At 69.5% G+C, this 24,842-nt stretch carries 24 protein-coding genes; 10 read left to right on the plus strand and 14 right to left on the minus strand.

Features of this window, described 5'->3' with window-relative positions:
* Positions 1–3 precede the first annotated feature (3 nt).
* The 4 genes from ilvD (at position 4) to KME78_RS06500 (ending at position 5,265) form a co-directional block, all read left to right on the plus strand.
* Positions 4–1,650 (plus strand): dihydroxy-acid dehydratase, encoded by a 1,647-nt coding sequence (ilvD, locus tag KME78_RS06485; protein WP_219527853.1) that lies wholly within the window; start codon positions 4–6, stop codon positions 1,648–1,650.
* 39 nt (positions 1,651–1,689) lie between these two features.
* A complete protein-coding gene (locus tag KME78_RS06490) occupies positions 1,690–3,684 on the plus strand; it encodes a hypothetical protein (protein ID WP_219527854.1) in 1,995 nt (664 codons plus the stop codon).
* A gap of 107 nt (positions 3,685–3,791) precedes the next feature.
* Positions 3,792–4,088: a calcium-binding protein gene (locus tag KME78_RS06495; protein WP_219527855.1), complete on the plus strand. Its 297-nt coding sequence runs from the start codon at positions 3,792–3,794 to the stop codon at positions 4,086–4,088.
* Positions 4,089–4,092: 4 nt separating this feature from the next.
* Positions 4,093–5,265 carry a hypothetical protein gene (locus tag KME78_RS06500; RefSeq protein WP_219527856.1) on the plus strand — a complete coding sequence of 391 codons (1,173 nt, stop codon included), beginning with the start codon at positions 4,093–4,095 and terminating at the stop codon, positions 5,263–5,265.
* Here the strand turns inward: KME78_RS06500 and KME78_RS06505 are convergent.
* Together KME78_RS06505 and KME78_RS06510 are read right to left on the minus strand one after the other, a co-directional pair.
* Positions 5,252–6,244 (minus strand): DUF8094 domain-containing protein, encoded by a 993-nt coding sequence (locus tag KME78_RS06505; RefSeq protein ID WP_219527857.1) that lies wholly within the window; start codon positions 6,242–6,244, stop codon positions 5,252–5,254. The genes KME78_RS06500 and KME78_RS06505 overlap by 14 nt on opposite strands.
* Positions 6,245–6,401: 157 nt before the next feature.
* Positions 6,402–6,851: a VOC family protein gene (locus KME78_RS06510; RefSeq protein ID WP_246650553.1), complete on the minus strand. Its 450-nt coding sequence runs from the start codon at positions 6,849–6,851 to the stop codon at positions 6,402–6,404.
* A 48-nt stretch (positions 6,852–6,899) separates the two neighbouring features.
* Here KME78_RS06510 and KME78_RS06515 point away from each other — a divergent pair, with 48 nt between their 5' ends.
* Positions 6,900–7,550: a TetR/AcrR family transcriptional regulator gene (locus KME78_RS06515; RefSeq protein ID WP_219527858.1), complete on the plus strand. Its 651-nt coding sequence runs from the start codon at positions 6,900–6,902 to the stop codon at positions 7,548–7,550.
* Here KME78_RS06515 and KME78_RS06520 read toward each other — a convergent pair.
* The 5 genes from KME78_RS06520 to KME78_RS06540 form a co-directional block, all read right to left on the minus strand.
* A complete protein-coding gene (locus KME78_RS06520; protein ID WP_246650555.1) occupies positions 7,467–7,949 on the minus strand; it encodes a hypothetical protein in 483 nt (160 codons plus the stop codon). The two genes, KME78_RS06515 and KME78_RS06520, sit on opposite strands and share 84 nt — an antisense overlap.
* Before the next feature lie 31 nt (positions 7,950–7,980).
* Positions 7,981–9,210 carry a serine hydrolase domain-containing protein gene (locus tag KME78_RS06525; RefSeq protein WP_246650558.1) on the minus strand — a complete coding sequence of 410 codons (1,230 nt, stop codon included), beginning with the start codon at positions 9,208–9,210 and terminating at the stop codon, positions 7,981–7,983.
* A gap of 96 nt (positions 9,211–9,306) precedes the next feature.
* A complete protein-coding gene (locus KME78_RS06530; protein WP_219527859.1) occupies positions 9,307–9,792 on the minus strand; it encodes a hypothetical protein in 486 nt (161 codons plus the stop codon).
* A 147-nt stretch (positions 9,793–9,939) separates the two neighbouring features.
* Positions 9,940–12,240, minus strand: coding sequence for a helix-turn-helix domain-containing protein (locus KME78_RS06535; RefSeq protein WP_219527860.1), 2,301 nt, complete (start codon positions 12,238–12,240; stop codon positions 9,940–9,942).
* Between the two features lie 62 nt (positions 12,241–12,302).
* The gene (locus KME78_RS06540) at positions 12,303–13,448 is read right to left on the minus strand and encodes an epoxide hydrolase family protein (protein WP_219527861.1); all 1,146 of its coding nucleotides are present in this window, start codon (positions 13,446–13,448) and stop codon (positions 12,303–12,305) included.
* Positions 13,449–13,511: 63 nt separating this feature from the next.
* On the opposite strand from KME78_RS06540, the gene KME78_RS06545 reads away from it, so the two are divergent.
* Together KME78_RS06545 and KME78_RS06550 are read left to right on the plus strand one after the other, a co-directional pair.
* The gene (locus KME78_RS06545) at positions 13,512–14,477 is read left to right on the plus strand and encodes a helix-turn-helix transcriptional regulator (RefSeq protein WP_219527862.1); all 966 of its coding nucleotides are present in this window, start codon (positions 13,512–13,514) and stop codon (positions 14,475–14,477) included.
* Positions 14,478–14,672: 195 nt separating this feature from the next.
* Complete coding sequence (locus KME78_RS06550) at positions 14,673–15,140, plus strand: tautomerase family protein (protein WP_219527863.1); 468 nt, start codon at positions 14,673–14,675, stop codon at positions 15,138–15,140.
* On the opposite strand, the gene KME78_RS06555 is transcribed toward KME78_RS06550, so the two are convergent.
* Entirely contained in the window at positions 15,099–15,671 is a 573-nt protein-coding gene (locus KME78_RS06555; protein ID WP_219527864.1) for a TetR/AcrR family transcriptional regulator, read from the minus strand. The two genes, KME78_RS06550 and KME78_RS06555, sit on opposite strands and share 42 nt — an antisense overlap.
* Positions 15,672–15,698: 27 nt before the next feature.
* Between KME78_RS06555 and KME78_RS06560 the strand changes: the two genes are divergently transcribed.
* On the plus strand, positions 15,699–16,688 hold the full coding sequence (locus tag KME78_RS06560) for an alcohol dehydrogenase catalytic domain-containing protein (protein WP_219527865.1): 990 nt from the start codon (positions 15,699–15,701) through the stop codon (positions 16,686–16,688).
* A gap of 67 nt (positions 16,689–16,755) precedes the next feature.
* Positions 16,756–17,364: a DJ-1/PfpI family protein gene (locus tag KME78_RS06565; protein ID WP_219527866.1), complete on the plus strand. Its 609-nt coding sequence runs from the start codon at positions 16,756–16,758 to the stop codon at positions 17,362–17,364.
* Positions 17,365–17,456: 92 nt separating this feature from the next.
* Here KME78_RS06565 and KME78_RS06570 read toward each other — a convergent pair whose 3' ends face one another.
* The 5 genes from KME78_RS06570 to KME78_RS06590 all read right to left on the minus strand — a co-directional run bounded on the left by KME78_RS06570 (position 17,457) and on the right by KME78_RS06590 (position 23,141).
* Positions 17,457–18,788, minus strand: a complete 1,332-nt coding sequence (locus tag KME78_RS06570; protein ID WP_219527867.1) for a High-affinity nickel-transporter — start codon at positions 18,786–18,788, stop codon at positions 17,457–17,459.
* Complete coding sequence (locus KME78_RS06575; protein WP_219527868.1) at positions 18,785–20,068, minus strand: tetratricopeptide repeat protein; 1,284 nt, start codon at positions 20,066–20,068, stop codon at positions 18,785–18,787. The genes KME78_RS06570 and KME78_RS06575 overlap by 4 nt, the downstream gene beginning before the upstream one ends.
* Before the next feature lie 24 nt (positions 20,069–20,092).
* Complete coding sequence (locus tag KME78_RS06580; protein ID WP_219527869.1) at positions 20,093–21,472, minus strand: DUF4331 domain-containing protein; 1,380 nt, start codon at positions 21,470–21,472, stop codon at positions 20,093–20,095.
* Between the two features lie 74 nt (positions 21,473–21,546).
* A complete protein-coding gene (locus tag KME78_RS06585; protein ID WP_219527870.1) occupies positions 21,547–22,179 on the minus strand; it encodes a hypothetical protein in 633 nt (210 codons plus the stop codon).
* A gap of 182 nt (positions 22,180–22,361) precedes the next feature.
* Positions 22,362–23,141: a hypothetical protein gene (locus KME78_RS06590; RefSeq protein ID WP_219527871.1), complete on the minus strand. Its 780-nt coding sequence runs from the start codon at positions 23,139–23,141 to the stop codon at positions 22,362–22,364.
* Between the two features lie 256 nt (positions 23,142–23,397).
* On the opposite strand from KME78_RS06590, the gene KME78_RS06595 reads away from it, so the two are divergent.
* Positions 23,398–23,901, plus strand: a complete 504-nt coding sequence (locus KME78_RS06595) for a hypothetical protein (RefSeq protein WP_219527872.1) — start codon at positions 23,398–23,400, stop codon at positions 23,899–23,901.
* A 3-nt stretch (positions 23,902–23,904) separates the two neighbouring features.
* Here the strand turns inward: KME78_RS06595 and KME78_RS06600 are convergent, their stop codons facing one another.
* Complete coding sequence (locus KME78_RS06600; protein ID WP_219527873.1) at positions 23,905–24,837, minus strand: ABC transporter substrate-binding protein; 933 nt, start codon at positions 24,835–24,837, stop codon at positions 23,905–23,907.
* Positions 24,838–24,842: the final 5 nt, after the last annotated feature.

Raw genomic sequence — 24,842 nt, forward strand, 5'->3', positions numbered from 1 at the left:
TCCATGAGCATCGCCGATGATCCAGACCGCGCACCCGCCCGCTCTCACCTGTACGCCATGGGCATGTCGGAGGAGGAGATGCGCCGTCCGATGATCGGCATCGCCTCCACCTGGACCGGCACGATGCCCTGCAACCTCACCCACCGCGAACTGGCCGCCCACGTCGCCACCGGCGTACGCAGGGCGGGTGGCACGCCGATGGAGTTCAACACGATCGCCGTCTCCGACAACCTCACCATGCACACCCCCGGCATGCGCGCCTCCCTGGTGAGCCGTGAGATCATCGCCGACTCGATCGAGCTGATGGGGCGGGCGCACGGGTTCGACGCCCTGGTGTGCGTGGTCGGGTGCGACAAGACCGTACCGGCGGCGATCATGGCGCTGGCGCGCCTGGACGTACCCGCCGTCGTCCTCTACAGCGGCAGCATGATGCCCGGCCGCTGGCGCGACCGGGACGTCACCATCCAGGACATGTGGGAGGCGCTCGGCGAGCGCGCGGTCGGCCGGCTCGACCAGGCCGACGTCGACGACCTGGCCAAGCACGCCTGTCCGGGCCCCGGCACCTGCGCCGCCCAGTACACCGCCAACACCATGGCCAGCGTCACCGACTTCCTCGGCCTGGCCCCGTTCGGCATCGGGGACATCCCGGCGGTCGCCGACACCAAGAACGCCGCCGCCGAGCGCGTCGGTGAGATCGTCATGGACGCGCTCGCCCGCGATGCCCGACCCTCGCGGGTCCTCACCGAGGACGCCCTGCACAACGCCATCGTCTCGGTGGCGGCCATGGGCGGCTCGACGAACGCCGTACTGCACCTGCTCGCCATCGCCCGCGAGGCCGGGCTGCCGCTGCGTATCGACGAGATCGGCGCCATCTGCCGGCAGGTCCCGATCATCACCCGGCTCATGCCCAGCGGCCGGCACACCGCCGCCGACCTGTGGCGCGCCGGCGGCACGGCGCTGGTGGCGCGGCGGCTGCTGGAGGCGGGCCTGCTGCGCCCGGACGCCGTGCTCGTCGACGGCCGTACCTACGCCGACGTCGCCGCGGCGGCGGAGGAGGCGCCAGGACAGCAGGTGGTGGCGACCGTGGAACACCCGGCCAAGGCGCGCGGGGCGCTGGCGATCCTGCGTGGCTCGCTCGCTCCCGACGGGTGCGTGCTGAAGCTCAGCGGCAAGGAGGATTTCCGGCGTGAGGGGCCGGCCAGGGTGTTCGACGGCGAGGACGCCTGTTTCGCGGCGATCCAGGAGGGGCGGATCCGGCCGGGCGATGTGATCATCGTGCGGTACGAGGGTCCGGCCGGTGGGCCCGGGATGCGGGAGATGCTGTCGATCACTGGGGCGCTGGTGGGGCAGGGGCTGGGCGACTCGGTGGCGCTGGTCACCGACGGGCGGTTCAGCGGGGTCTCGCACGGGATGGTCATCGGGCATGTCGCGCCCGAGGCGTACGTGGGCGGGCCGCTGGCGCTGGTGCATGACGGTGATGTGGTCGTCATCGACAGCGCGGCGGGGACGCTCGATCTGAGCGTGCCGGAGGAGGAGCTGGGTCGGCGGCGGGACACCTGGGTGCGGCCGGAGCGGCCGGTCGAGCGGGGGGTGCTGGCCAAGTACGCGGCGACCGTGAAGTCCGCCTCGGACGGGGCGGTGACGGTTTGACCGGTGCCGGAGCACCTGGCTGGCTAACCTGAGACGACCATGACACGGACCTTCTTCGAACCGGACGAGACCGAGGAGTACGAGGCGGCCGCGGATCTGCTGACCCGCCGCTGCCTCGCCTGGGCCGGCGAACGCGATCTGCCGGCGGACAGCGTGGTGCTGGCGGCGGCTCTCGAATCGCGTCACCGCAGCCGCGACGGCCGCCTGGCCCATTGGGATCGGGAACAGGTGCGGCGCTTCCTGCTGGTTTGGACGCCTCACTACGTCGTCGCTCCCCGGGACGTGCTCGACGCCGCGCCGGAGAGCCTGCGGACACTCCTGCGCTACCTCGACGCGTCAGGTCTGTGGGACCCGCGCGGCGCCCCGGTGGCGGAGCTGTCGGACGCCGTGACCGCGGCCGAGTACGCCGCCGCGCTGGACGATCCGCTCCGGCAGAGCGTCGCGAAGTTCTGGGCGCGGATCGCGCTCGACAGAGGTGTCGACTTCGACGATCGCCGGGCGCTGGAGAAGTTCCAGCGGGACATCGATGCCGGGCGGGTGCCATACGACGCGGAGGTCCTCGACCAGCTCATGATGGCCCGGCTCACCGAGCCGGAGCTGGACGAGGAGCGGGCGTACGCCCAGCCGCCCATCGCCCTGCCGCCTGCGGCGGAGCTCGCCGAGGCGGCGGCTCAGAGCGTGCTCGTACGACAGCTCGCCGCCGTGGCGGAGTGGGCCGGTGCGGAAGGGCGGCCGCTCACCGCCGAGGGGCTTCCCCGGCGCCCCGACGCCCGCGAACTGGCGGCGCTGCTGGAAACCGGGGAAGACGACCTGCGCGTCGCCGAGATGCGCCAGGTGAACCGCATGCTCACCTGGGCGAAGAAGGCACGCCTGATCCGTACGAGCAAGGGACAGGTGTTCCGGGGGGCCAAGGCCGCGCCGATCCTGCGCGATCCGGAAGCCCTGTGGAGCCGTGCGTTCGAGGTGTTCTTCGAGCTGGGCGGCACGATCGGGGCGCCGCCCACGTCCTGGTACTCCGCCTCCGTGCTCGTCAGCGCCTTCGACGAGATCCTGCCGGACGTGCTGAACTCGATGTACGGCCTGCCGAGTCCCGTCCCCGTGGTCCGTCTTCAGGAGTCGGTGTGGCTGGCCTGCAAGGAGCACTTCCAGTTCGATGACTGGGGGCTCCGAGAGCAGGGGTGGCGGCTGCAGGTCGATCAGGACCTGCTGGCGGCGCTCGAGGCGCTGGCCGTGCTCGGTGCCGTCGAGCTGAGCCATGGCGCGGCCGACGAGCTGTACTCCAGCGACCTCGATGACGAAGAGCAGCCCTTGGGTCCGGCGGCGGCCGAGCGGCTCCGTGCCCGCCTGCGCGATCCCGACCTCCTGCTGGCTCGGCTGACACCGCTGGGCTTGCGGGCCACCCGGGAACGCATGCTCGCCGAAGGCCGTGACGCCCCGCTGATCGGCGAACTGGCCACCGCGCCGCCCGCCGAACTGCTGGGCCTGCTCGCCCAGCACTACCCGCCGGAGGCGGCCGCCGTCGAGCTGGCCGGGTGGCTGGCGGTGCCGGGCCAGGACGTCGAGCGGCTGCTGCGGGCCGTACGGGACTGCCCGTTCCGTACGCGGGCGACGGCCATGCTCGGCACCATGACGGAAGCTCTGCCCGACGGCCTGTCGATCATCCGTGGCCTGCGTGACGACCCGGTCCTGGGCCCCATCGCCCTGAGCGCGCTCCTCGACGGGGAAGACATCCAGCCCGAGTCCCTCAGCGACCGGGAGCGACTGCTGCTCCTGGCGGAGGAGTTGCTCGTCCTCCTTGAGCTCGGGGGACCGGAGGCAGTCCTTGACGAGGTCACCGAGGCAGCGGGGAAGGACACGAGGGAGGTGATCGAGGCGGCGCTGAGCTCTGGGCATCCTGATGTCGCCGGGCTGGAGGAGCTGGGCGCGCTCCTGCCACGGTTGACCCGAGCCCACCATCCGCTGCGCCTCGTGGCCGGCAACGCGCCGGGGTCACGCGGCCGGCGTGGCGGCCACGGCAAGAAGCGTAGACACTGACCGCGTCCAGGACACATCGGATTGGTGAGGCCGACCGACGCGGGCCCGGTACGACTTCGCTAGGTCTTGCCGTCGCGTGGATGATCATTTAGCTACGATTGGCGGTCATGCCCCCATCAGCCGAACGCGCCAGGCTCGACGCGCTCGTCGGAGAAGCCACCGTCGACGCCTATGACGAGGACGAACAGCTCACCGCCTTCCAATCGGTCATCGAAGAGCACCTGGCCGTGCCGTTCCAGACGCAGATCCTGGGCATGGAGGTGACCGTGCTGAAGGTCGACTGGCGTCCCGGGTCGGGGATCGTGGCGATCTGCGAGCGGGGAAAGGAACGGCAGGCGATCGGCATCCTCGACCTGCCGCTCCCTGACCCGTGTCCTGCCGGAGCTCAGCGTTGGGCTGCGTGAGTCGGTGAGCGAGTACCAGTACTACGAGTTCCTCGCGATCGATCGGCCGCTGGATGAGCAGCAACAGGCCCAGGTATGTGCGCTGTCCACCCGGGCCCACATCACCGCCTCCAGCTTCACCAACGAATACCACTGGGGCGATTTCCGCGGCGACCCCGTCCAGCTCATGGAGCATTTCTACGACGCCCACCTGTACCTGGCCAACTGGGGCACCCACCGCGTCATGCTCCGCCTGCCGAAGAGCCTCCTGAGCCCGAAGATCGCCGAACAGTACTGCGTCGACGAGCAGGTCACCGCCTGGACCTCCGGCAAAAACCTCATCCTGGACCTGACCAGCGAAGCCGAGGAGGAGTTCTGGGAGGAGGACGTCGAACGCTCGTTGTCAGCGATCATCGGGGTTCGCGCCGAACTCGCCGCCGGAGACCTGCGGCCGCTCTATCTGGCCTGGCTGTCGGCGTACGGAGCCTGGGAACGGGACGAGGACGCCTTCGAATACGACGAAGAAGACGAACTCGAACCGCCTGTCCCGCCTGGGCTCGGCTCCCTCACGGCGTCCCAGCGGGCCCTGGCCGACTTCCTGCGTCTGGATGCGGACCTGCTGGCGGTGGCCGCCGAAGCGAGTTCGTCGCCGCCCGCTGCACACGATGATCCCGCCGCGCTGGCGGCCTGGATCGCAGCCCTCCCGGCGGCCGAGAAGGACGCGCTGCTCTTGCGCGTGGCCCAAGACCAGGCGGCCCAGGTACGAATGGAACTACGGCGCGGCTTCCGCGGGCCGGTGCCGCCGGTGGAAGGCCCCCGTCGTACGGTCGCCGCTCTGCTGGACGCTGCTGCCGTACGACGCCAGGAACGCGAACGTTCGGCCGCCGCCAAGCGCGCCGAAGAGGAGGCTCGTCGCGAGCGGGAGCGCGCCCTGGCCTGCGAGCGGCGCCTGGATGAGCTGGCCCGGGATGAGGAGACGGCCTGGGCGCGGGCGGAGGCACTGATCGCCACCAAGCGGGCCGTCGAGTACGACCAGGCGGTCGAACTGCTCAAGGACCTCGAAACGGTGGCTCGTCGTGTTGATGGCATGGCCGCGTTCTCTGAGCGGTTCACCCGCCTGCGCACTCAGCACCTGCGCAAGCCCAGCCTGATCGAGCGGTTCGACCGCGCCGGGCTCATCCACATCAGGACCCTGTGATGCTGAGCAGCGAAAACCACTCATTGAGAACGCGAACCTTTCCAGGAGCTGACGGTATGACGGCGAGATAGGTGCTCGCGCTATTGAGCGCGGCCCGCTTCTTGAAGGTCTCGCCGTGGCTCAGAGCGGCGGTCTGGCGACCAGGGAAGCTTGCCGTATACGTGCTTCCTTGGTGAGCGACGAAGCTGTTTCTCGTCAGGAATCCGTACCAGATGAGGGCCCCGCCCGCAGAGGTCTTGAGCGCGAAGATCTCCGGCGCGAGTCTCGGCTGGTAGCGCACATTCCACTGGCCGCCCAGCCCTTTCCGCTGATCCTGTACGGTCTTGACGAGCTCGGTGGTGAAGCTGCCCGGAGCGATCGTCTGCCGGGCACGCGGGTCGGCGCCCGCAGTGGCGAAGAGGCGCGCATGCGACTGGGCAGCCTGCCGGGGGGAGATCGTGAGAGTCCCGCGTTCGTCCACCGGCAGCGCAGTGGCGAGTCCGTCGCGATCCTTGGCGATGGCGGGCACCTTCATCTTCGGGTCCGTGACGGAGGACGCCACCACGCGCCACCCTTGGGTCGTCTTCTGGAAGATAAGCTGCCTCCAGGATTTCCCTCCTTTCAGCGCGAATTCGGCCAGGAACCACGGCGGATTGGCGCCGCTCCTGGGAATGGTGAACCGGGTCTTGTTCATCTCCATCGGATTAGTGCTGCGGTTGCCGATCATCGCGTTCACTTGCTCGTCGGCCTTGGTCTGCCGCAGGGAAAGTCCGGCCTCCGCGGCCTCCCACCCCTTGCCCTGCAGTACGGCCTGCCCGGCCAGCTTCTCGTAGCGGTCGAGAACGCGCTTGGCCTCCCCCGGGGTGACCACTCCTTGCTGGACCGGAGCCGTGCGCGCCTGGTCGGCGAATGGGGATTTCTGAGCGGAGCCACCCCCGCAGGCGGCGACACCGAAAAGGACAAGAGCGGCAAGAACGGGAGCTGAATGGCGAATGTTCATCGCTGTCTCCGGATGTCGATTGCCACGAAGTACGTAGCGCCGATCGACCCAGGTTCAGACAATTGCCAGACATTCTCGTTATAGATCGACGAGTTTTAATGCGGCTGAGAAACCGGTCCCGTTGACGTCACCTTCACAACACTGCGCCGGGTGCTCGTCATGCAGTGGTAACTGCTCGTCCATAGCCGGGCCGGTCGGAATGGTCGACGCCGTGCCCCGCCCAGCTGTACAGATGCAGGCTGATCCCGTCGGGGTCGTCGAAGACCAGGAGCCAGCCGACTGTTGCCTCGATCACCGGTGAGTGGGCGACGCCGAGGGTGTCGAGGTGGGCCGCCCAGGCATGGACGTCGGCGAGGTCGTCAACGGCGAAGCTGACCGGGTCGAACCCGACGCATCCCTGTGCGGCGTCTCGGTTGACGCGCAGCGCGAGTTGGGTGTCGCCGAGACCGGGCACGGTGCCGGCGACACCGAGCACCGTGCCGTCGGCCTCTGGGAACTCCGTGGTCACGGCGAATCCGAAGACCTGCCCGTACCACTGCACGGACCGAGTGAGGTCGGAAACCGGGATCTTCACGTGATGGATGCCGGACAGGATCGGGTTAGTCATCGGAACCCCCATATTGGGCGCAGTTCGACTGCGGCTAATATGTGTAGGATGAAGGGCATGGCCGGCGACGTCAAGAGGGCATACCGATCCGAGGCGCGCGCCGCGTCGGCAGCGGCCACCCGGTCGCGCATCCGCGACGCCGCCGCACGGCTGTTCGTCGAGCGCGGGTACGTCGCCACCACGATGCGGGGGGTCGCCTCCGCGGCGGGTGTCGGCGAACGAACGCTCTACGATGCGTTCCCGACCAAGGCGGAGCTGTTCACCCATACGCTGAGCGTGGCCACGGTCGGCGACGAGGAGCCGGTCCGGGTCTTCGACCGTCCCGAAATGACCACCGCTCGCCACCAGATCGACCCGCGGGCGGCGATCGCGCAAGTGATCGCCTACAGTACCGATCTACTCGAACGTGCCGGCGACCTGATCATGGTCAGCGTCGAAGCGGCCGGCGCGGACCCCGACATGCGCGCCGCCGCCGACGCCGGGGCTGATGCCACCCACCGGGTGCATCTCGCCCTCACGACGGCGCTGCACCAGCGTGGCGCACTCCGCGACGGCCTCGATCCCACCACCGCGGCCGACACCCTCTACGCGCTCGCCTCACCCCACATGCACCAGCTACTGCGCCGGCACCGCGGCTGGCCGGTCGAGCAATACGCCGCCTGGCTCGAAAACGCCGCCACCCGCGAACTGCTCGGCTGAACCAGCGGCGTCGAGGGCCGCGGTGATCTTGCGGGCCATCTCGGCCAGGGTGGGGCTGGGCCGGCCCTGGGTGGCTGCTTCGATGGCGATGATGACGGTCCTGCGGAAGTTGTCGGCCTCGGCCGGATCTTGCTTGTTCAGCAGGCTCATGGCCGCGGTCAGGGCCGGCAGTACGTGGTCGGCCAGCTCGGCCACCGACTTGCCGTACAGGTTGATGTCCTTGCTCTTCGCGGCGAGTACGTGCCCGACCAGGCCGGTCGCCGAGGTCAGGGCGATGGAGCCGTTGGTGGCGGCCTTGTGCGGTGAGCCGGCGGCATCGGCGGCGGACATCAGTGAGACGGCGCCGTAGGCGGCGGTGCGCAGGGTGCTCTTGTCCTGGTCGGTAAGGGTGATGGACATGGTGGTGTACTCCTTCGAAGCTGAAACCGGGTCAGTTGTCGATCGCCTGGTAGAGCGTGGTCCAGAAGTCGTGGATGAGCCGAGCCGGATCCGGGACCGACAGCCCGACCTGGGTGAGCAGGACGCCGGTGAGCTGGTTGTGCGGGTCGGCGTACACCGTGGTGCCGGTTCCGCCGTCCCAGCCGAACTGGCCGATGGGTGCGTAGTCGCCACGGTAGGTACGCACCGCCATCCCGATGCCCCAGCCGCCCTGCTGCCCTTGGCCGAAGCCCACATGGACGCTGTTGCGGGCCATGGCGGTGCGGGCGGCGTTCTGCTCGGGGGTGAGGCGGTTGGTGGTCATCAGCTCGACGGCCGGCCGGGACAGGATCCGCCGGCCTTCGTGCATCCCGCCGTTCAGCAGCATGTGGAAGTAGGCGTGGTAGTCGTCGACGGTCGAGGCCACGTCATTGGCGGCCGACTGGAACTCCCGAGGCTGGCTGTAGAGTCCCCCCTTGGCCTCGTCCCATACGGTGAACTCGCCTGTCTGCGGATCGGGGGCGTAGCAGGGCGGCAGCCGGTCGATCTTGTCGGCGGGTACGTGGAGCGCGGTGTCCTTCATCCCCAGCGGATCGAGGACGCGTTCGCGCAGGAACTCCTCGAACGGCCGGCCGGTGACCCTGGAGACGAGCACGCCCAGCACATCGATGCTGATGTGGTACTGCCAGTGCTCGCCAGGCTGGTGCATCAGCGGGAGTGTGCCGAGGCGGCGCATCCACTCGTCCGGTCCGGGCACCGGGGCTCCATGGCCGGTGAGCTCCAGCTCGAAAACCTTGCCCATGATCGGAAAGCTCATCGCCGTCAGATCCATGCCGAGCCCGAACGTGGAGGTCAGCAGGTCCCGTACGGTGATCGGCCGCCGCGCCGGCACGGTGTCGTCCAGCGGGCTGTCGGGCCGCCTGAGCACCTGCCGGTCGGCGAGTTCGGGCAGCCACTGCTCTACCAGGTCGTCCAGCCGCAGCCGGCACTCGTCGAGCAGGATCATCGCCGGCGCGACCGTGAGCGGTTTGGACGTCGAGGCCATCCGGAAGATCGTGTCGCGGCGCATCGGCGCGCCACCGTCGTGGCGCATCGTCCCGAGTGCTTCGACGTGCGTCTCCTCGCCCCGGCTGACCAGGGCGACGAGCCCGGGGATCTTGCCGGAATCGACATGCCGTCCCAGCACCTCACGCAGCCTGCGCAGCCCCGCTTCGGAGAAGCCGCTGTTGCCAGTTCCCATCATCAATCTCCCTACTTAAGGTCTCTGCGAGACACCATCGCTGACCGCTCTGATACCGGGCAGTCGTCGTCCTGACGCCGCCGCTGATACGCGGGATGGTCAGCAGCCGAGCCGGTCGGCGATCACACCCAGCACTTGCCGCAGATCGCGTGACATGCGGGTACGCAGGCCGATCTCGGCGATTCCGGCGGCGAATCCCGGATGGTCGGGAAGGACCCGGTGGACGCGGTGGGTCACCCGGGTTCCTTCGGGGCAGGCGGTGACGGCGTGCACCCCGGCGTACCAGCTCCGCACCGCCACCATGGACCGGGCCTGGTCCACCTGGATCTCCACCGGCTCCACCGGCCCGGCGAACTCGGCGCGGAAAGCGCCGGCGCCGGACCCGGCCACGACGGTCATCGCCCCCTGTCGTGCCGCCGACGCCCTGGCCAGGACCAGCAGGTTGTCATCGCCCACCCGCCCCTCAGCGACGGTGAGCAGGAGCGCGGCGACCGCCGCGACCGGCGCGGCGAGTGTCCCCTCCACTTCCCACTGGACGGGCAGCGCGTCCAGCTCGGTGATGAGCAAGGAAGGCGTCGTGTGCATGGCCGAGAGCCTCGATCCGGCGGCCTGCCCGGGACAAGCCATGCCGGGCCTTCCGGAACGCGGGAAATTCCCCCGATACCCGGCTGAACTGCGCCGTCACGTCGGCGGACGGCTGTTGCGTGGATGTCCCGGGACGGGACGGGACACTCAGGACGCCCGGCTCAGACCCGCACGCGCCGCCGACACCAGATAGCTGAGGCCGTCCGCGGTGGCGATCTCCAGCGCCTCCTGGAAGTGCCGCGTCGCGGCGTCCCGATCGCCCGTGGCCAGGCAGGCCTCCGCGTACGGGAGGAGGCTCTGCACCATCCGATGCGTCTCACCGCCCCTTTCGAGGATCCCCATGGCCTCGGCGTGCCTGGCCGCCGCCTCCTCGTCGCGACCGAGGTGGCGCAGGGCGACGGCGGCGTCCGTGAGGCTGATCGTCTCGAAGATCTGATGGCGCGTCCCCCGATTCAGCGCGAGCGCCTGTTCGGCGCAGTCGAGGGCGGTCTGAGCGTCACCCAGGCCGAGTGCCGCCCGGCCGAGCACGTCCAGGCACATGCGCTCCTTCTGCCGGTCCAGTCCGCGCGCGGTCTCGATCACGTCCGAGACGACCTCGCGGGCCTCGCCGTACTCCTTGAGCAGCACCAGAGCATGCCCGAGGCGGGCGTTCGTGTACACGCGGGTGGCGACCTCGCGGGGTGGCAGCAGCCCGGTCGCCTGGCGCAGGAGTTCGACGGCGCCTTTGACGTCATCGGCGTACAGCCGGGCCTCCCCCAGCTGCGCGATGGCCAGGACCTGGCCGACGATGTCGCCCTCCGCGACCATCAGCACGCGGGCCGCCTCCAGCTCCCGCACCGCCTCCGCCAGCCGGCCGACGCGCATCAGCATGGCGCCCAGCAGGTACCGGTGTGAGGCGAGCATACGGCGCTCGCCGAGCCTTTCGGCGGCGGGCATGCTGAGTTCGAGCCCGTGGATCAGCTGCGCCGTGCCGACGCGCTGCCCGTCGGGGACCAGGGCGAGCTGGCCGAGCCCGACCGACACCGCATCGATGCGCAGCTCCACGGCGAGCGAGAACGTCGCGGTGAAGTTGCCCCGCTCGGTGTCCAGCCAGTCGAGGGCTCCGTCGTAGCCGGCGAGGTCGGGAACCGCGGGTGGCGGCTGCGACACGATGACCGGCAGGGGGATGAGGACCAGCTCGATCAGCTTTTTCGCGGCCAGCATGCCGCTCAGGTAGTAGTCGCCCAGCCGGGCGATCGCCGGTCCGGGGTCCGCCGCGGCATCGTCGGCGCGGGCGACCTGCCGCAGCAGGTCGTGCATCCGGTAACGGCCCGCCGCCGGCTCCTGGAGCAGATGGACGTCGACCAGGTCCTCCAGCAGGGAACGGGCGTTGCCCAGCGGGATCCCGGCCAGGGCGGCCGCGGCGTACGCGTCGATGTCCTCGCCCGGCACCAGCCCGAGCAGCCGGAACATCCGCCGCTGAGCGGGATCGAGCTGCCGCAGCGACATCCCGAACACCTCCGACACCGCCAGCTCGCCCTCACGCAGCCGTTCCACCAGCGTGTCCAGCGTCCACGAGGGCCGGTGCCGCAGCCGCGCGGCGGCCACCCGGATGGCCAGCGGCAGGTTCCCGCATCGGCGCAGCACCTCGCCGACGTCACCGGGCCGGGTCCCGCCTGCGGATTCGACGAACAGCTCCGCCGCCTCCTCTGTCGGCAGCACGTCCAGCGAGATCGGCAGGACGCCGTCCAGCTCCACCAGCCGCCGGCGGCTGGTGATCACGACGAAGCTCTGGCCGGCGCCGGGGAGCAGATCGCGTACGTGTTCGGCGTCGGCGGCGTTGTCCAGCAGGACGATCGCGCGCCGCGTCGCCAGCTCCGACCGCCACAGCGCGGCCCGTTCGGTGACCCCGTCGGGGATCCTGCCGAGCGGTAATCCGAGCGCGGCCAGCAGCACGCGCAGCGCCTCCGCGGGCTCGACCCGCTCCTTGCCCGGAGTGAACCCGTGCAGGTCCAGGTAAAGCTGCCCGCCGGAGAAGTCGGCGGTCAGGAGATGCGCGGCGTGTACGGCCAGCGCGGTCTTACCCACCCCGCCCATGCCGTCGATCGCCACCATCGGCGTCTTCCGCGCGGCGCCGAGGAGGGCGGCCAGCTCCTCCCGGCGCCCGGTGAAGGCGGTGATGTCGTGCGGCAGGTCGTTACGCACCGGCGCGGTGGCGACCGTGCCCGTCTGGGGCCCGTCCTTGGCCCGCTCCCACACCTCACGCATCGGCCTGGGGTCCCGACCGGCCGCCTTGCAGAGCGCCACCACCGTCGGCCAGGCTGGAACGGCCTGACCGGAGAAATAGCGCGACAGCGAGGAGCTGCTGACGTGGACGTCGCGGGCCAGCTCCCGCAGGCTCCGTCCGGCCAGGTCACGCAGCTGCCGTAGCTGCCCCGCCAGCTCTTGCGGGCCTTTCTCAAGGTTCACGCGCTGATCTTAGAGCTGCAGGCGTGGCATACCGCCCAAATGACCCCAAATCATGACGTGATTTAGCGGACCTTACGGAAGAATGCCCGCACGTCGTCGACCAGCAGGTCGGGGGCCTCCATGGCGGCGAAGTGACCGCCCCGGTCGTACTCCGACCAGTGGATCACGTTGTGCTCGCGCTCGGCGACACGCCGGATCCCGCCGTCGCCGGGGAAGACCGCGACCCCGTGCGGGACCTCCGAGCGCTCGACCGGCGTTCCCCACTGTGCCGAGCCCTCCTTGTAGAGCCGGGCGGACGAGGCGGCGGTGCGGGTCAGCCAGTAGATCGTCACGTCGGTGAGCATCTGGTCCAGGTCGACCGCGTCCTCGGGCAGGTCGTGCGCGGGGTCGGTCCACTCCTTGAACTTCTCCACGATCCAGGCCAGCTGGGCGGCGGGGGAGTCGTGCAGGCCGAAGGCGACGGTCTGCGGCCGGGTGGCCTGGATCATCGCGTAGCCGGAACGGTCGTTGTCGGCGTACTGCTGCATGCGGGCCAGCTCGGCCTCGGTAAGGCCCTCCATCTCGGCCGGGTCGAAGGTCGGGAAGCCGAGCGCGCCGTTGACGTGCACGCCGGCCACCCGGTCGGGGGCGACGCGGCCGAGTTCGGGGGAGATGACCGAGCCGCTGTCGCCGCCCTGGGCGCCGTAGCGCTCGTAACCGAGACGGCTCATCAGCTCGGCCCACGCGCGGGCTACCCGGCTGAGGTCCCAGCCGGTCTCGCGGGTGGGGCCGGAGAACGCGAAGCCGGGGATGGACGGGGCGACGACGTGGAAGGCGTCGGCGGGGTCGCCGCCGTGGCCGCGCGGGTCGGTGAGCGGGCCGATGATCTTCATGAACTCGACGATCGAGCCGGGCCAGCCGTGGGTCAGGACCAGCGGCAGCGCGTCCGGCTCGGGGGAGCGCACGTGCAGGAAATGGATGTTCTGGCCGTCGATCTCGGTGGTGAACTGTGGGTACTCGTTGAGCGCCGCCTCGTGCTTTCGCCAGTCGTATCCGCCGCGCCAGTACTCGGCCAGCCGCCGCACGTACGAGACCGGGATGCCGTACGACCAGCCGACACCGGGCAGCTCGTCGGGCCAGAGGGTACGCGCCAGCCGGTCGTGCAGGTCGTCGAGCGCGGACTGCGGGATGTCGATGCGGAACGGGCTGATCTCCGTGGTGAACGTCATGCAGAACACGTTAGGAAGCACCTAGGACAGGTGCGGTCCTAGGAATGGGGCAATCTGGAGAGCATGTTGGAGACATCGGCCCGGTTGCTCAAACTGCTCTCCCTCCTGCAGACCCATCGGGAGCGGTCGGGCGTGGAGCTGGCGGAGCGGCTCGGCGTGACCGTGCGTACCGTCCGCCGTGACGTCGGGCGGCTGCGCGAGCTCGGCTATCCCGTGCACGCCATCCCGGGCGCGCCCGGTTACCGGCTCGGCGCGGGTACGGACCTGCCGCCGCTGCTGTTGGACGACGAGGAGGCGGTGGCGGTCGCGGTGGGGCTGCGGACGGCGGCCGGGGGCTCGGTGTCGGGGATCGAGGAGACCTCCGTGCGGGCACTGGCCAAGCTGGAACGGGTGCTGCCGTCCCGGCTCCGGCATCAGGTGCACGCGCTGCAGTCGATGACCGTGCCGATGGGGCGGGCGGCTTCGGTGGTGGACCCGGCGTCCCTGACCGCGATCGCCGCCGCCTGCCGTGACCACGAGACCCTGCGATTCGACTACCGGACGCACGACGGGCAGGAGAGCGTCCGCGCCGCCGAGCCCTACCGGCTCGTCCATTCGGGGAGGCACTGGTACCTACTGGGCTGGGACACCGACCGGGCCGACTGGCGCACCTACCGGATCGACCGCCTGAGCCCGCGTACGCCGAACGGACCGCGGTTCGTCCCCCGCGACCCTCCCGACTCCGACGTGGCGGCCTACATGTCCCGGTCGATCTCCAGCGCGCCCTATCGATATCAGGGCCGCTTCACGATGTACGCTCCGGCCGAGGTCGTCGCCGAGCACATGCCGGCCACGACGGGGACGATCGAGCCGATCGACGAGCGGTCCTGCACGTTGTCCAGCGGCGCGAACGACCTTGACGAACTCGCCGTCTGGGTCGCGCTGATGGACATCGACTTCGAAGTGCACGCGCCGCCCGAACTCGTCGACCGCATCCGCACCCTCTCCACCCGCCTCGCCACCGCAGCCGAATCATCGACCACCAAATAATGATCACGTCGCTGGCATTGCCGGCCATGCCTCCACCGCGGAGGTTTTCCCTGTTTCGCGGGCCAAGTTTTCCCTGTTTCGCGGACTCTATTTTCCCTGTTTCGCGGGCTGCGCGTACGCAGGATCGCCGATCGGCGGGCACCGACCTCGCGTCGCCCTGTCGATCTCTATGACGATCGTTATAATCGCTCCATCATGACTGTCATCACTGTTACCGCCCCCGCTGGACGGCTCACCGGCGACCAGCGTCGCAGGCTGGCCCGTACGCTCACCGACGCCGTACTCGTGCCCGAGCTCGGCCAGTTCGCCGAGGCCGCCCGGGTGGGCTTCCAGGTGCACTTCATCGAGCCCGCGCCGGACATGATGGCCATCGGCGGCGTGCTGCTCGGTGACTCGGGAGTCGACGCCATGACCATCGACGTGGCCGTCATGGAGGCCGACTGGACCCGGAGCCTCCGCGCGCAGGTGATCACCCGCGTGCTCGACGCCATGGCCGAAGCCTGTGGCCTGGACAAGGCTCCGCCGGGCTGGTGGGTGACCTTCCGGGTGATCGAGGAGGGTGGTTGGGGCTCGCGGGGCGGTGTGCTGTCGATCCTGGACCTGCTCGACAGCGGCGTCTTCTCAGCCGAGCGCGCCGATGCGATCCGCAAGAAGCTGCTCTAGCTGGGCCGCGACGTCGTCCAGCGGCTGGATGTCACGCTTGGCCCGGCACATGGCCACCGTACCCTCCACCGCGGCGACGATCAGGGTGGCCAGCGGGCCCGCGTCCGCGACACCGTGCTCGCGCAGCGCCTCGGCCAGCAGTCGCTCCCAGGCGGTGAAGACCTCGGCCGCGGCGGCGATCGCCTCGGCCTCGCCCTGCGAAGGCGGCTCCTCCACGGCGACGGCCAGCACGGGGCAGCCCGCGCGGAAGTCGCTGTCGATCACCGTCTGCCGCCACAACGCCAGAAAGGCCCGCAACCCGGCCACCGGCCCGGCCTTCAACTCGCTGCTCAAGGCGGAGGAGACCAGGTCACCGGCATACCGTACGGACTCGGCCGCCAACTGCTGCTTGCCACGGGGGAAGTAGTGATAGGTCGAGCCCAGCGGCGCCCCAGAATGCGCGGCCAGATCGCGCACGGTGCTGCCGGCCAGCCCCCGCCGCCGGATCAGATCGGCCGCCCCCATGACGATCCGGTCCCGTGAACTTGCCATATAACGATCGTAATAGCAGGGAGCGGCATGTATGAGCTGAGGTTCGAGCGCAGCGGCAGACTGGCCTGGCACGAGACCGAAGAGCCCCGCCTGCGCGAACCGGACGACGCCATCGTCCGCCCCTTCATCGCCGGACGTTGCGACGGCGACACCGTCCCCATCCACCGCCCCGTCTCCCGCCCCATGCAGGCCGGCCTGGCCCTCGGCCTGATCGACCCGATCGTGGCGAGCATCGTCGGCCCCGTCCCGTTCAAGGGCCCCTTCGCGATCGGCCACGAATGCGTCGCCGAGATCGTCGAGACCGGACCCGCAGTGACCTCCGTGACCGTCGGCCAGCGGGTGATCGTGCCATGGGCGATCTCCTGCGGCACCTGCCCACGCTGCCTACGGGGCCTGACCGCCAAGTGCGCCCGCGCCACCGGCACCCTGGCCGCGTACGGCTTCGGCCCCTCGTGCGGCCCGTGGGGCGGGATGGTCGCCGACCGGGTGCGCGTGCCGTACGCCAACCACCTGCTCGTCCCCGTGCCGGATGGCGTGCCTGCCCTGCGCGTGGCCGCCGCCGGCGACAACCTCGCCGCCGCCCATGGCGCTTCATTTGTGGACTATGTGGACCGCAGCTCGCATCGCCGGGAACTCGCCGCCTCTTTCGGCGCCCGCACCCCCACTCGTCCCGAAGGCGAATACGACGTCGCCGTGGAAGCCACTTCCATGGCTTCGGGGGTACGGATGGCCATGCGTGCGCTGGCACCTGGCGGCATCTGCACCGCTGTCGGCTACTACCTGGCCACCGGCACCCGGGTGCCGCTGATGCGTATGTACGCCACGGACGCGACCCTTCACCTGGGCGTCTCCCATTCCCGCGCGATCCTGCCCGAGCTGCTGGACTTCGTGCACCGCACCGATTTCCCCGCCGAACGCGTCACCACGCTGACCGCCGAGTGGGACCAGGCGCCCCAGGCGTACGGTGCCCGCACCACCAAGGTCGTGTTGCGGCGCGATCCACTCGACGGAGATTGAGAGCGCGGTGCGAGGTGGGGACTTGTACTGTTTGAGGTTGTAAGGGATTGCTGCATAGGGAGTGGTCTTGCAGGTCGCGGTCGTCACATTTGACGGATTCAACGAACTCGACAGCTTCATCGCGTCTGGGCTGATCAACCGTGCTCGCCCGCAAGGCGTGACGGCATACATCACGACACCCACGCCCGTCGTGACATCGATGAACGGCGTGGAAGTGACCGGTCAGCGGCCGCTGGACTTCGTCGCCGAGGCCGACGCCGTTCTCCTCGGCAGCGGCATCAAGACGCGTGATGTCGTGGCTGATGACACGCTGCTGGCGCGTCTGCCGCTTGATCCCGCGCGACAGCTGATCGGCTCGCAGTGCTCCGGAGCCCTGGTACTCGCGCAGCTCGGTCTCCTTGCCGGGCGACCTGCCTGCACCGACACCATCACGCGGCCTTGGCTCGAGGAGCGCGGGGTGACGGTGCTGGACGAGCCGTTCCATGCGGAGGGCGCGATCGCGACCGCGGGCGGATGCCTGGCATCTGTGTATCTGGCAGCGTGGACGCTGCTCCACACGGCCGGCGAGGCCGCCGCCTGGGCCGTGATCGAGTATGCGGCGCCTGTGGGCGAGAAGCAGGAGATCGTTCAGCGCGTCATGTCCAGGGTGCGTGCGATCGAGGCAGCGCTGCACTGACTGGTCTCAGGTCGGGTCGCCCGGGGGAATCGAAGAAGATCCATATCGCCCCCACCTGCAAACAGACTGCGCAGAGCTCGCGCATGTGGTCTTCATACCAGAGCGGCCACCGCGCGCAAAGTGACACCCGTGCCCACGAGCAGGACGAGCGTGGCGGTCATGGCGGCGCTGTACGGGCGCAACCGCTGCATCCGCCTGCCCAAAGTAAGGTCGCCCAGCCCGCGCAGGGCGAGCGCGGTCATCAGTAGCGTGACCGCCATGCCGAGTCCGTAGCACACCACGGTCAGGACGCCGAACGCGGTGCGTCCCAGTGCCATCGCACCGAGCAGGACCACCAGGGCGGACGGGCTGGGCACCAGCCCACCGGCTACAGCCAGCGCCACGACCCCACCCGACCCCCTCCCGTGCCCGTGACCGTGCCCGTGCCCATGACCGTGCCCGTGCCCATGACCAAGGCGGGTCCGGTTACGGAAGGCGGAGCGGAGCAGGCCAGCGCCGATCACGGCGATGAGGAGTCCGCTCGCCACGCCGAGCCAGCTCAGCACCACCTCACCGGCGATCGCGCTGGCGACCGTGACCAGCATCCCCAGAGCCAGCACGCCCGCTGTATGCGTGGCGGTGACCGTGGCGGCGACGGTGACGGCGTCCCGCATCCGTCGTTGCCGTCCGGCGAGGTAGGCGGCCATGACGGTTTTGCCATGGCCGGGCATCGCCGCGTGCACGGCGCCCAGCGCCAGCGACAACAGCAAGGCCAGCAGCCCGAGCGGCACGGTCAGCCGGTCGGCGCCGATCAGTGTGTTGAGCCGGTCGGCCAGCAGGCCGGTGTAGCGGGTGACGGCGTCCACACCCGGCACGTCCGCCGGCGCGCCCGAACCGCCGTCACCAGGTTCCGCCGTCAGGCGTGCCTGGCGTACGTCGAGCGGTGAGCTGAGCAGGTCGGCGGGGTAGTCGCGTAGGTCGCCCGACACGCTTTTCGCAGGGACGTCGGAGTCGCGCAGGCGCACGCCGTCCCCCTTGGCCGTGATCTCCCGCCAGCCCACGGAGTCGCCACGGTAGCCGTTGGCGAAGGTGAGGACGAGCGGCCGGTCGACGCGGAGCGGCGCGGTCAGGCGGCACGTGAGCCTGCTGGTGCGCAGCCCCGCGGCGCCCGGCCGGTAGGCGAAGGAGGCGTCGGTGACGCGCCAGGTCAGCAGCCGCCCACCGGCCTGCGCGCGGACGGCGTCACGCAACTCGGCGCAGGTGCGACGGGCGTGGGTGTCCGCAGGGCCGGTCGGTGGCTGTTGCAGGGTGGGGATCTCGGCGAGGTCCACGATGGCGAGGTGCTCGATCCTGTCGCGGTGGATCGTCAGCCCGTCGTAGTGGTTGATGCTGAAGTTCCCCAGTGGATGCGCCGCCAGCACCGCGGCGACGAGTGCCGTGATCATGGCATCTCCGCGAGCAGCGCACGCGCCCGCGTCGCCCCGGCCGGGGAGAAGTGCGGGTTGATGGACAGCGCTCTGCGCAGGTGGTCGCGGGCGGCGGCGGTGTGGCCGAGCGCGTGCTCGATCTCGCCCCGGTGGTAGGCGAACAGCGCGTTGCGCCCGCCGAGCGCGTCAGCTCGGGCGGCGTAGGTGGCGGCCTCGGCATGGCGCTCGGCCTGGTGCAACGCCCACCCGAGCGCGTCGGCGACCTCGACGCTCCGGCGTCGTCTCCATTCCGCCCGCAGGTGCCGGACCGCGGCATCCGCGTCGCCGTGGTTCGCCTCGAACATGCCGATGGCCAGGTTGTCGACGGCTCCGTTCGCGGCCAGTAGCTTGTGCTGGGCGGTGAAGACGGCGTACTGCCGCCTGGCACCGTCCCCGTTGCCGAGGTGTTCGAGCAGTTCTCCGTACTCGACGACGAACGACGGGGAGCGCGCGACGGCGGTGGCATAGTCGCGCAGGGCCTGGTCGGTGTGGCCGAGCGCGGCCTCCGCGCGCGCCTTGCCGGCCCGCGACGCGACGTGTTCGGGGTCGGCGGCCAGCGCCTGGGCGTAGGCGGTGAGTGCGGTTCGAGGGTCGCCGTTGTTCCAGGAGAGCTCGCCGAGTTGCCATTGGCAGAAGGCATACTCGGCGGCGTCGCCGGGGATCGCGCAGGCGCGGCGCAGCACCTCGCGGGCGGGGCCGGGCCTGCCGCGCAGGTGTTCCAGACGGGCGGCCCTGGTGAAGGAGGCGAGGTCGGGGCGGCCGTCGAGCATGCGGCGCAGCGCGGTCTCGGCCTGTTCGTACTGGCCGAGTTCGAGGTGGGCGTCGGTGAGCACGCCGTACAGAGCCCAGCGGAACGGCGCCTCCTTACGGGCTTGCTCGGCCCAGCGCACCGCGCCGGCGAAGTCGTGCCGGGCGTTGGCCAGCGCGCCCATGCCGATCACGGCGTCGATGTACGGCTTTCCATCGACGGTGGGCTGGCGCAGTGAACGTTCGAACGCGCCCTGGGCCTTGCCGTAGTAGGTGGTGTCCGTGGTGCGGCGGGCCTGCTCCAGGTACATGCCGCCGAGGCTCGCCCAGACCGCCGCGTCGTCGGGCTGACGGCGCAGGCGTGTCTGGGCGGCCTCGATCGATCCGGCCAGGTCGTACGGTGACCAGCCCGCCGGTGCCGGAGGCGGCTCGTTCCGGCGCAGGAATCCGCCAGGGGCGTAGAGGGTCAGCAGGACGCAGCCCAGCAGCACGCATCCCAGCAGGGGCAGCAATCGCCGTACGCTACTCATCTGGGTTCAGCCGGTGGCGGTGACGGGCAGCGCCAGGTAGGGGAAGCTGCCGGTGATGGGTTTGAGCAGGAACGCCGGGTTGTCCTCGGCGATGAGGCCCGGCGCGCCCCGGCCCGCGGGTTCGCCCAGGAGCATCCGCAGGTTGACGGTCACGACGTCGTCGATGAGGCGGCGGCCGTTGGGATAGCCCTGGGCGTCGCCCTTGAGGATGCCGTACTTGTCGGGTGCGGTGGCGACGGGCGTGCTCATGTTGAGCCGCAGTTCCTCCGCCTTGGCGACGCGTGAGGTGTCCTGGTTGAGCAGGTGGGAGTTGAGATCCTGCTTGATCGGCCCGTCCGCCCGCGTGGTGAGGCCGGTGAGGTAGATCTGCTCAAGGTCCTTGCGCGGCGCCGGCGGCGCTGTGACATTCGCCTGCTTGGCGACGACCGTGGCCTGGTCGGGGTCGAGCGTGGACGGCACGACGAGGTTGCCGCTCTCGTCACCGTCCGGCCGCAGGGTGTTGAAGTGGTCGCGCTGCTTGAGCGGGATGATCACTTCGTTGAAGTTGGGGTTACCCAGCCGGGAGACCTGCCGGTAGTCGGCCGAGCCCGAGCCGAGCAGGCCGCTCGACTTGCGGGAAGCGGTGGTCCAGACACCGATGACCGGGTTGCGGGCCGGGTCACCGCCGAAGGCCAGCTCCGACTTGGGGAGCTGCAGGGCCAGGGAGCTGACGTTCAGCGGCACGCCGGTCTTGACGGGGAAGAACGGGAGCCCGAACCTGAGCAGGTTGACGGCGCGGTTGTCGGAGTAGAACGGGTCGGCGGCGGTGCCGGTGAACGCCTTGCCCCCGCCCGGCAGGTCGACGACGGCCTTGCGGCGCAGCGCCGGGTAGTTGGGGGTGACCAGGGGACCCATGTCCGTGGGGGCGGCGTACCCGTCGCGGACCAGGGTCTCCGACTTGCCGTCGCGCAGCCTGGTCAGCGTGTAGCTCTGCTCGACCAGGGAGTCCAGCGGGCCGGCCTTGTGCTCGCGCTTGCGTATGAAGGAGGGCGCCGGCAGGCCCTTGTTGGTGAAGGTCCATCGGTAGGTGACCGCGGCCTTGCCGGTACCGGTGTTGTCGACGTGCACCTCATAGCGGGCGTCGGTGTCGAACTGGTACGGCTTGTACGGAGCCTGGAAAGGGATGTAGTCGGCCACGATCGTGACCGTGTCGTGCCGTTCCGGGCTGGTGAAGGCGTACAGGTCGGTGGCGTCGATCTGCTTGTTGAGGGTGGTGGCGGGGGCGTCCCAGTGGCTGCTCGCCGTGCTCGGCCGCATCGTGGGACCGAGGAGCACCGTGGCCGTCAGGACGGCGATGGAGGCGCCGGCGATCCACGTCCATCGGCTCTGAGCGCTGGTCAGTTGCATCTGTCTCTCGATTCGCGAGTACCGGGCCGTGCCCGGGGGCACGGCCCGGTGGAGCTCAGGTCAGGGGGCGTCGCCTACGGCACGTACTGGACGACCGCGTCGAGGTTGGCCAGGTAGTCGCCCTCGTTCAGGGAGATGCCGGTCAGGTCCTTGACCGTCCGGCTGAGGTACCCGCTGACGTAGAAGGGCCAGTACTTGGGTCCGATGCCGCCCTCGAGCGGGCGCGGCGTGGGCACGTTCCAGGCGAACTCGTGCAGCTTGTACGTGGCCACGAGCTGCTCGCCCTGCGGCTTCCCGTCGATCTCCACCTGGGTGTGTGTCCCGTCGGCACGCAGGTAGATGTCGTGGATGGCGACCTTGTGCCCGCTCTTGACGTCGTTGAGGGTGAAGCCGCCGGGGTAGTAGACGCCGTTGCACGGGTTGATGTGGTCCTGCTTCCATCCGATGGGCATGTAGATGCCCTTGTTGCCGGGCTTGGCCTCGATGGGAGCGATGCCCTCCACCTGGACGCCGCGCTCGTTGAAGAGCCTGACGATGTCGGGGCCGAAGTCGAAGTTCGCGTGTCCCTTCGGGCCGAAGTACGGAAACCGGAAACAAGCAGCGCTGGGCGGTGGGAATGGACCGGCATGGGCGGCGGAGACCGGCGCGGCCGCGAAGACCACGGCGCCGATCACGATTGTTTGAGCGATGCGAACAAGAGCACGCACAGCATGTCCTTTCGTCGGCGAGAGGCGTTGCAATGCCTCTGACGTGCAATGACATACTCAAAGTAGTTGTGCAATCACTCTCTGTAAAGGAATTTTAAAAAGCCCGTCAGGGGAATTCGCGCCCTGAATTCGGGCATGGGAAAAGCAATTAATGGCGCAGTGGTGATGAGGAGGGAAATCGCTTAGAAGAAACCTCCTGGCTTCGGCGGGGCCGGGCCGGAGCCGCCCTGGCTCTGGATGGCATCGCTTATGATCTTGAGTCCGAGCATGCCGAGTGAGGAGCCGGACTTGACGGGCCGGCTGGGCGGGCCCTGCCAGGCGATGTCCAGGTCGGCCCAGTGCATGCCGCCGTAGAATTTGGTGCCGAGTTCCTTGTTGAGGTCCGCGGCCCAGCCCCGATCCATGGACAGGATGACCTTGAGCGGACCGACGCCTCCGCGGTGCGGGACGAAATTGCCGGGGGCCAGCGCCTGTGGGACGCTGAAGTTCACCATGGTCAGCTCACCGCCGGGCCGGGGGTGCCCGTGGACGATCGGTGTGGCGAAGAACTTGCTGTCACCCATGGCCGCGAACAGCACCCAGAAGGTGTCGATCTCGTACGTCGCGCCCGTCTCGTCGTTGCTGAAGCGGAACCCGCCGGGGTAGCAGACCCGCCCGCTGGGCGTCTCGATGTTGTCGTACCGTTCGCCGATGGGCATCCAGGCGGCGGTGCCGCCGTCGACCGGCTCGATCGGGTTCAGTGGCTCGAACCTGATTCCGGCCCTCCTCAACTCGTTGAGGAACTCGGTGGAGAAGGTGGCTTTCGCGCTGCCCTCCTTGGAGAGGTAGCTGCCGATCTGCCCTTCGGAGAGGCAGCCGCCTCCCGGCGAACCGGGTGGAGCCGCCATGGCGGGGTCGGCGGACAGGAGAGCGGCGGCCAGTGCGGTGCCACCGGCGATCAGGGCCGCACGATTCAAGCGCATGCAGGTGCTCCTTCGGGGGGTGGGGGACGGCGCACGGCGATTACTGACAGTAGTTATGACATCACATAGAGCTGCTGTCTGATAGATGCCGTCCAGCCCTCGTTCGGTGGATCAGGGTCCGCTGAGCGGGTGATGCCACCTCTCCCGGGCCCGCGTGATCGACTTGTCGGCAGATCCTGGGAAGTCCTGCGCCAAGTCTGTACATGCCTGCGCCCGTCGATCGGCTGATCGGACGGGCGCAAAGGACACTGCAGTCATGGACGGGCGTGATGCGGGTGCGGCATCGGAGCGGGTGCACTCCGGGGGTGCCGTGTACGGGTCGCTGCTGGCGGCATCCGTGGTCGCCGGCTCTGCCGCCGAGGGCGGACCGCCGACCCCGGCGGATCTCGTCACTCTCCTGATCTGTACGGGGGTGGTGTTCTGGATCACCCACGTCTACGTCCAGGTCGTGGGCTCCGGGTATCCGGCCAGGCCCTTTACCTGGGGAAACTTGCGGACGGTGGCCAGGAGTGAATGGCCGCTGGCACAGGCTTCGTTTCCGCCGTCCATAGCCGCCGCCCTGGCCTCAGGGCTGGGCATGTCCAACACGGTGGCGGCTTGGGCGGCGCTGTGTGTCGCGGTGGCGAGCCAGGTCGGCTGGGCCGTCACGGCCGCGGTACAGATCCACGCTTCCAGAAGCGTCATCATCGTCTCCGGAATCGCCAACCTCATCCTCGGCCTGGCCATCGTCGCACTAAAGACCCTGGTCTCCGGCCATTGAGGATCAGCTCGACAGGCCGTGAGCCTTCACCCACTCGGTGGCGACCTCGTCGGGGTCCTTGTGGTCGTTGTCCACGAGCGAGTCGAGCTTGCTCAGCTCCTCGGTGGTCAGCGCGGTGTTCAGCTTGGCCAGAGCGGTCTTGACCGTGTCGGTGGCCTTGTCGGCGCGGATCAGCGGGACGACGCGCTGGGCCGGGATGAGGTGCTTCGGGTCGGCCAGTGTGACCCAGCCGTTCTTCGCGATGTCCACGTCGGTGCTGAAGAGGTTCGCCATCTGGACGCCGCCGCTCTTCAGGGCTCCCTTGACCAGCGGTCCGCTGGCGTCGAGGGACTTGAACTCCTTGAACTCGACACCGTAGACGTCCTTGAGCCCGACCACGCCGACCTGGCGGGTCTTGACCTCCGGGGGTCCGCCGAAGACCAGCTGGCCGTTGTGCTTGGCCAGGTCGGCGAGGGTGCTGAGGCCGTACTTGGTCGCGGTCTCCTTCGTGACGGTGAAGACGTCCGCGTCCTCGGCGGCCGCGGGCGGCAGGACCGTCAGTCCTTTCGGCAGCTTGTCGGTGAGCGCCTTCTGCAGGGCGTCGGAGTCGCTCGCGGTGGCCTTGGGGTCGAAGTACAGCAGGAGGTTGCCCTGGTACTCGGGCAGCAGGTCGATGTCGCCGTTCTGCAGCGCGGGTACGACGATCTCCCGCGAGCCGAGGTTCGGCTTGACCGTCGCCTTCACGCCCGCGGCGTCGAGGACGTCGGCGTAGAGATAGCCGAGGATCTGGTTCTCGGAGAAGTTGGCCGTACCGATCACCATCGTGGAGTCCGCCACGGCGGCGGACCCGGTGGCGGACGGCGGCGTGTTCAGGCTGGTCGTGCCGCCGCCGCAGGCGGCCAGTACGGGGAGGACGGCGAGGGCGAGAGCGCCCGCGACGAAGTTCCGGCGATTCATGAAGA

This window comes from Nonomuraea guangzhouensis, from assembly GCF_019396345.1.
GTDB classification, from domain to species: domain Bacteria; phylum Actinomycetota; class Actinomycetes; order Streptosporangiales; family Streptosporangiaceae; genus Nonomuraea; species Nonomuraea guangzhouensis.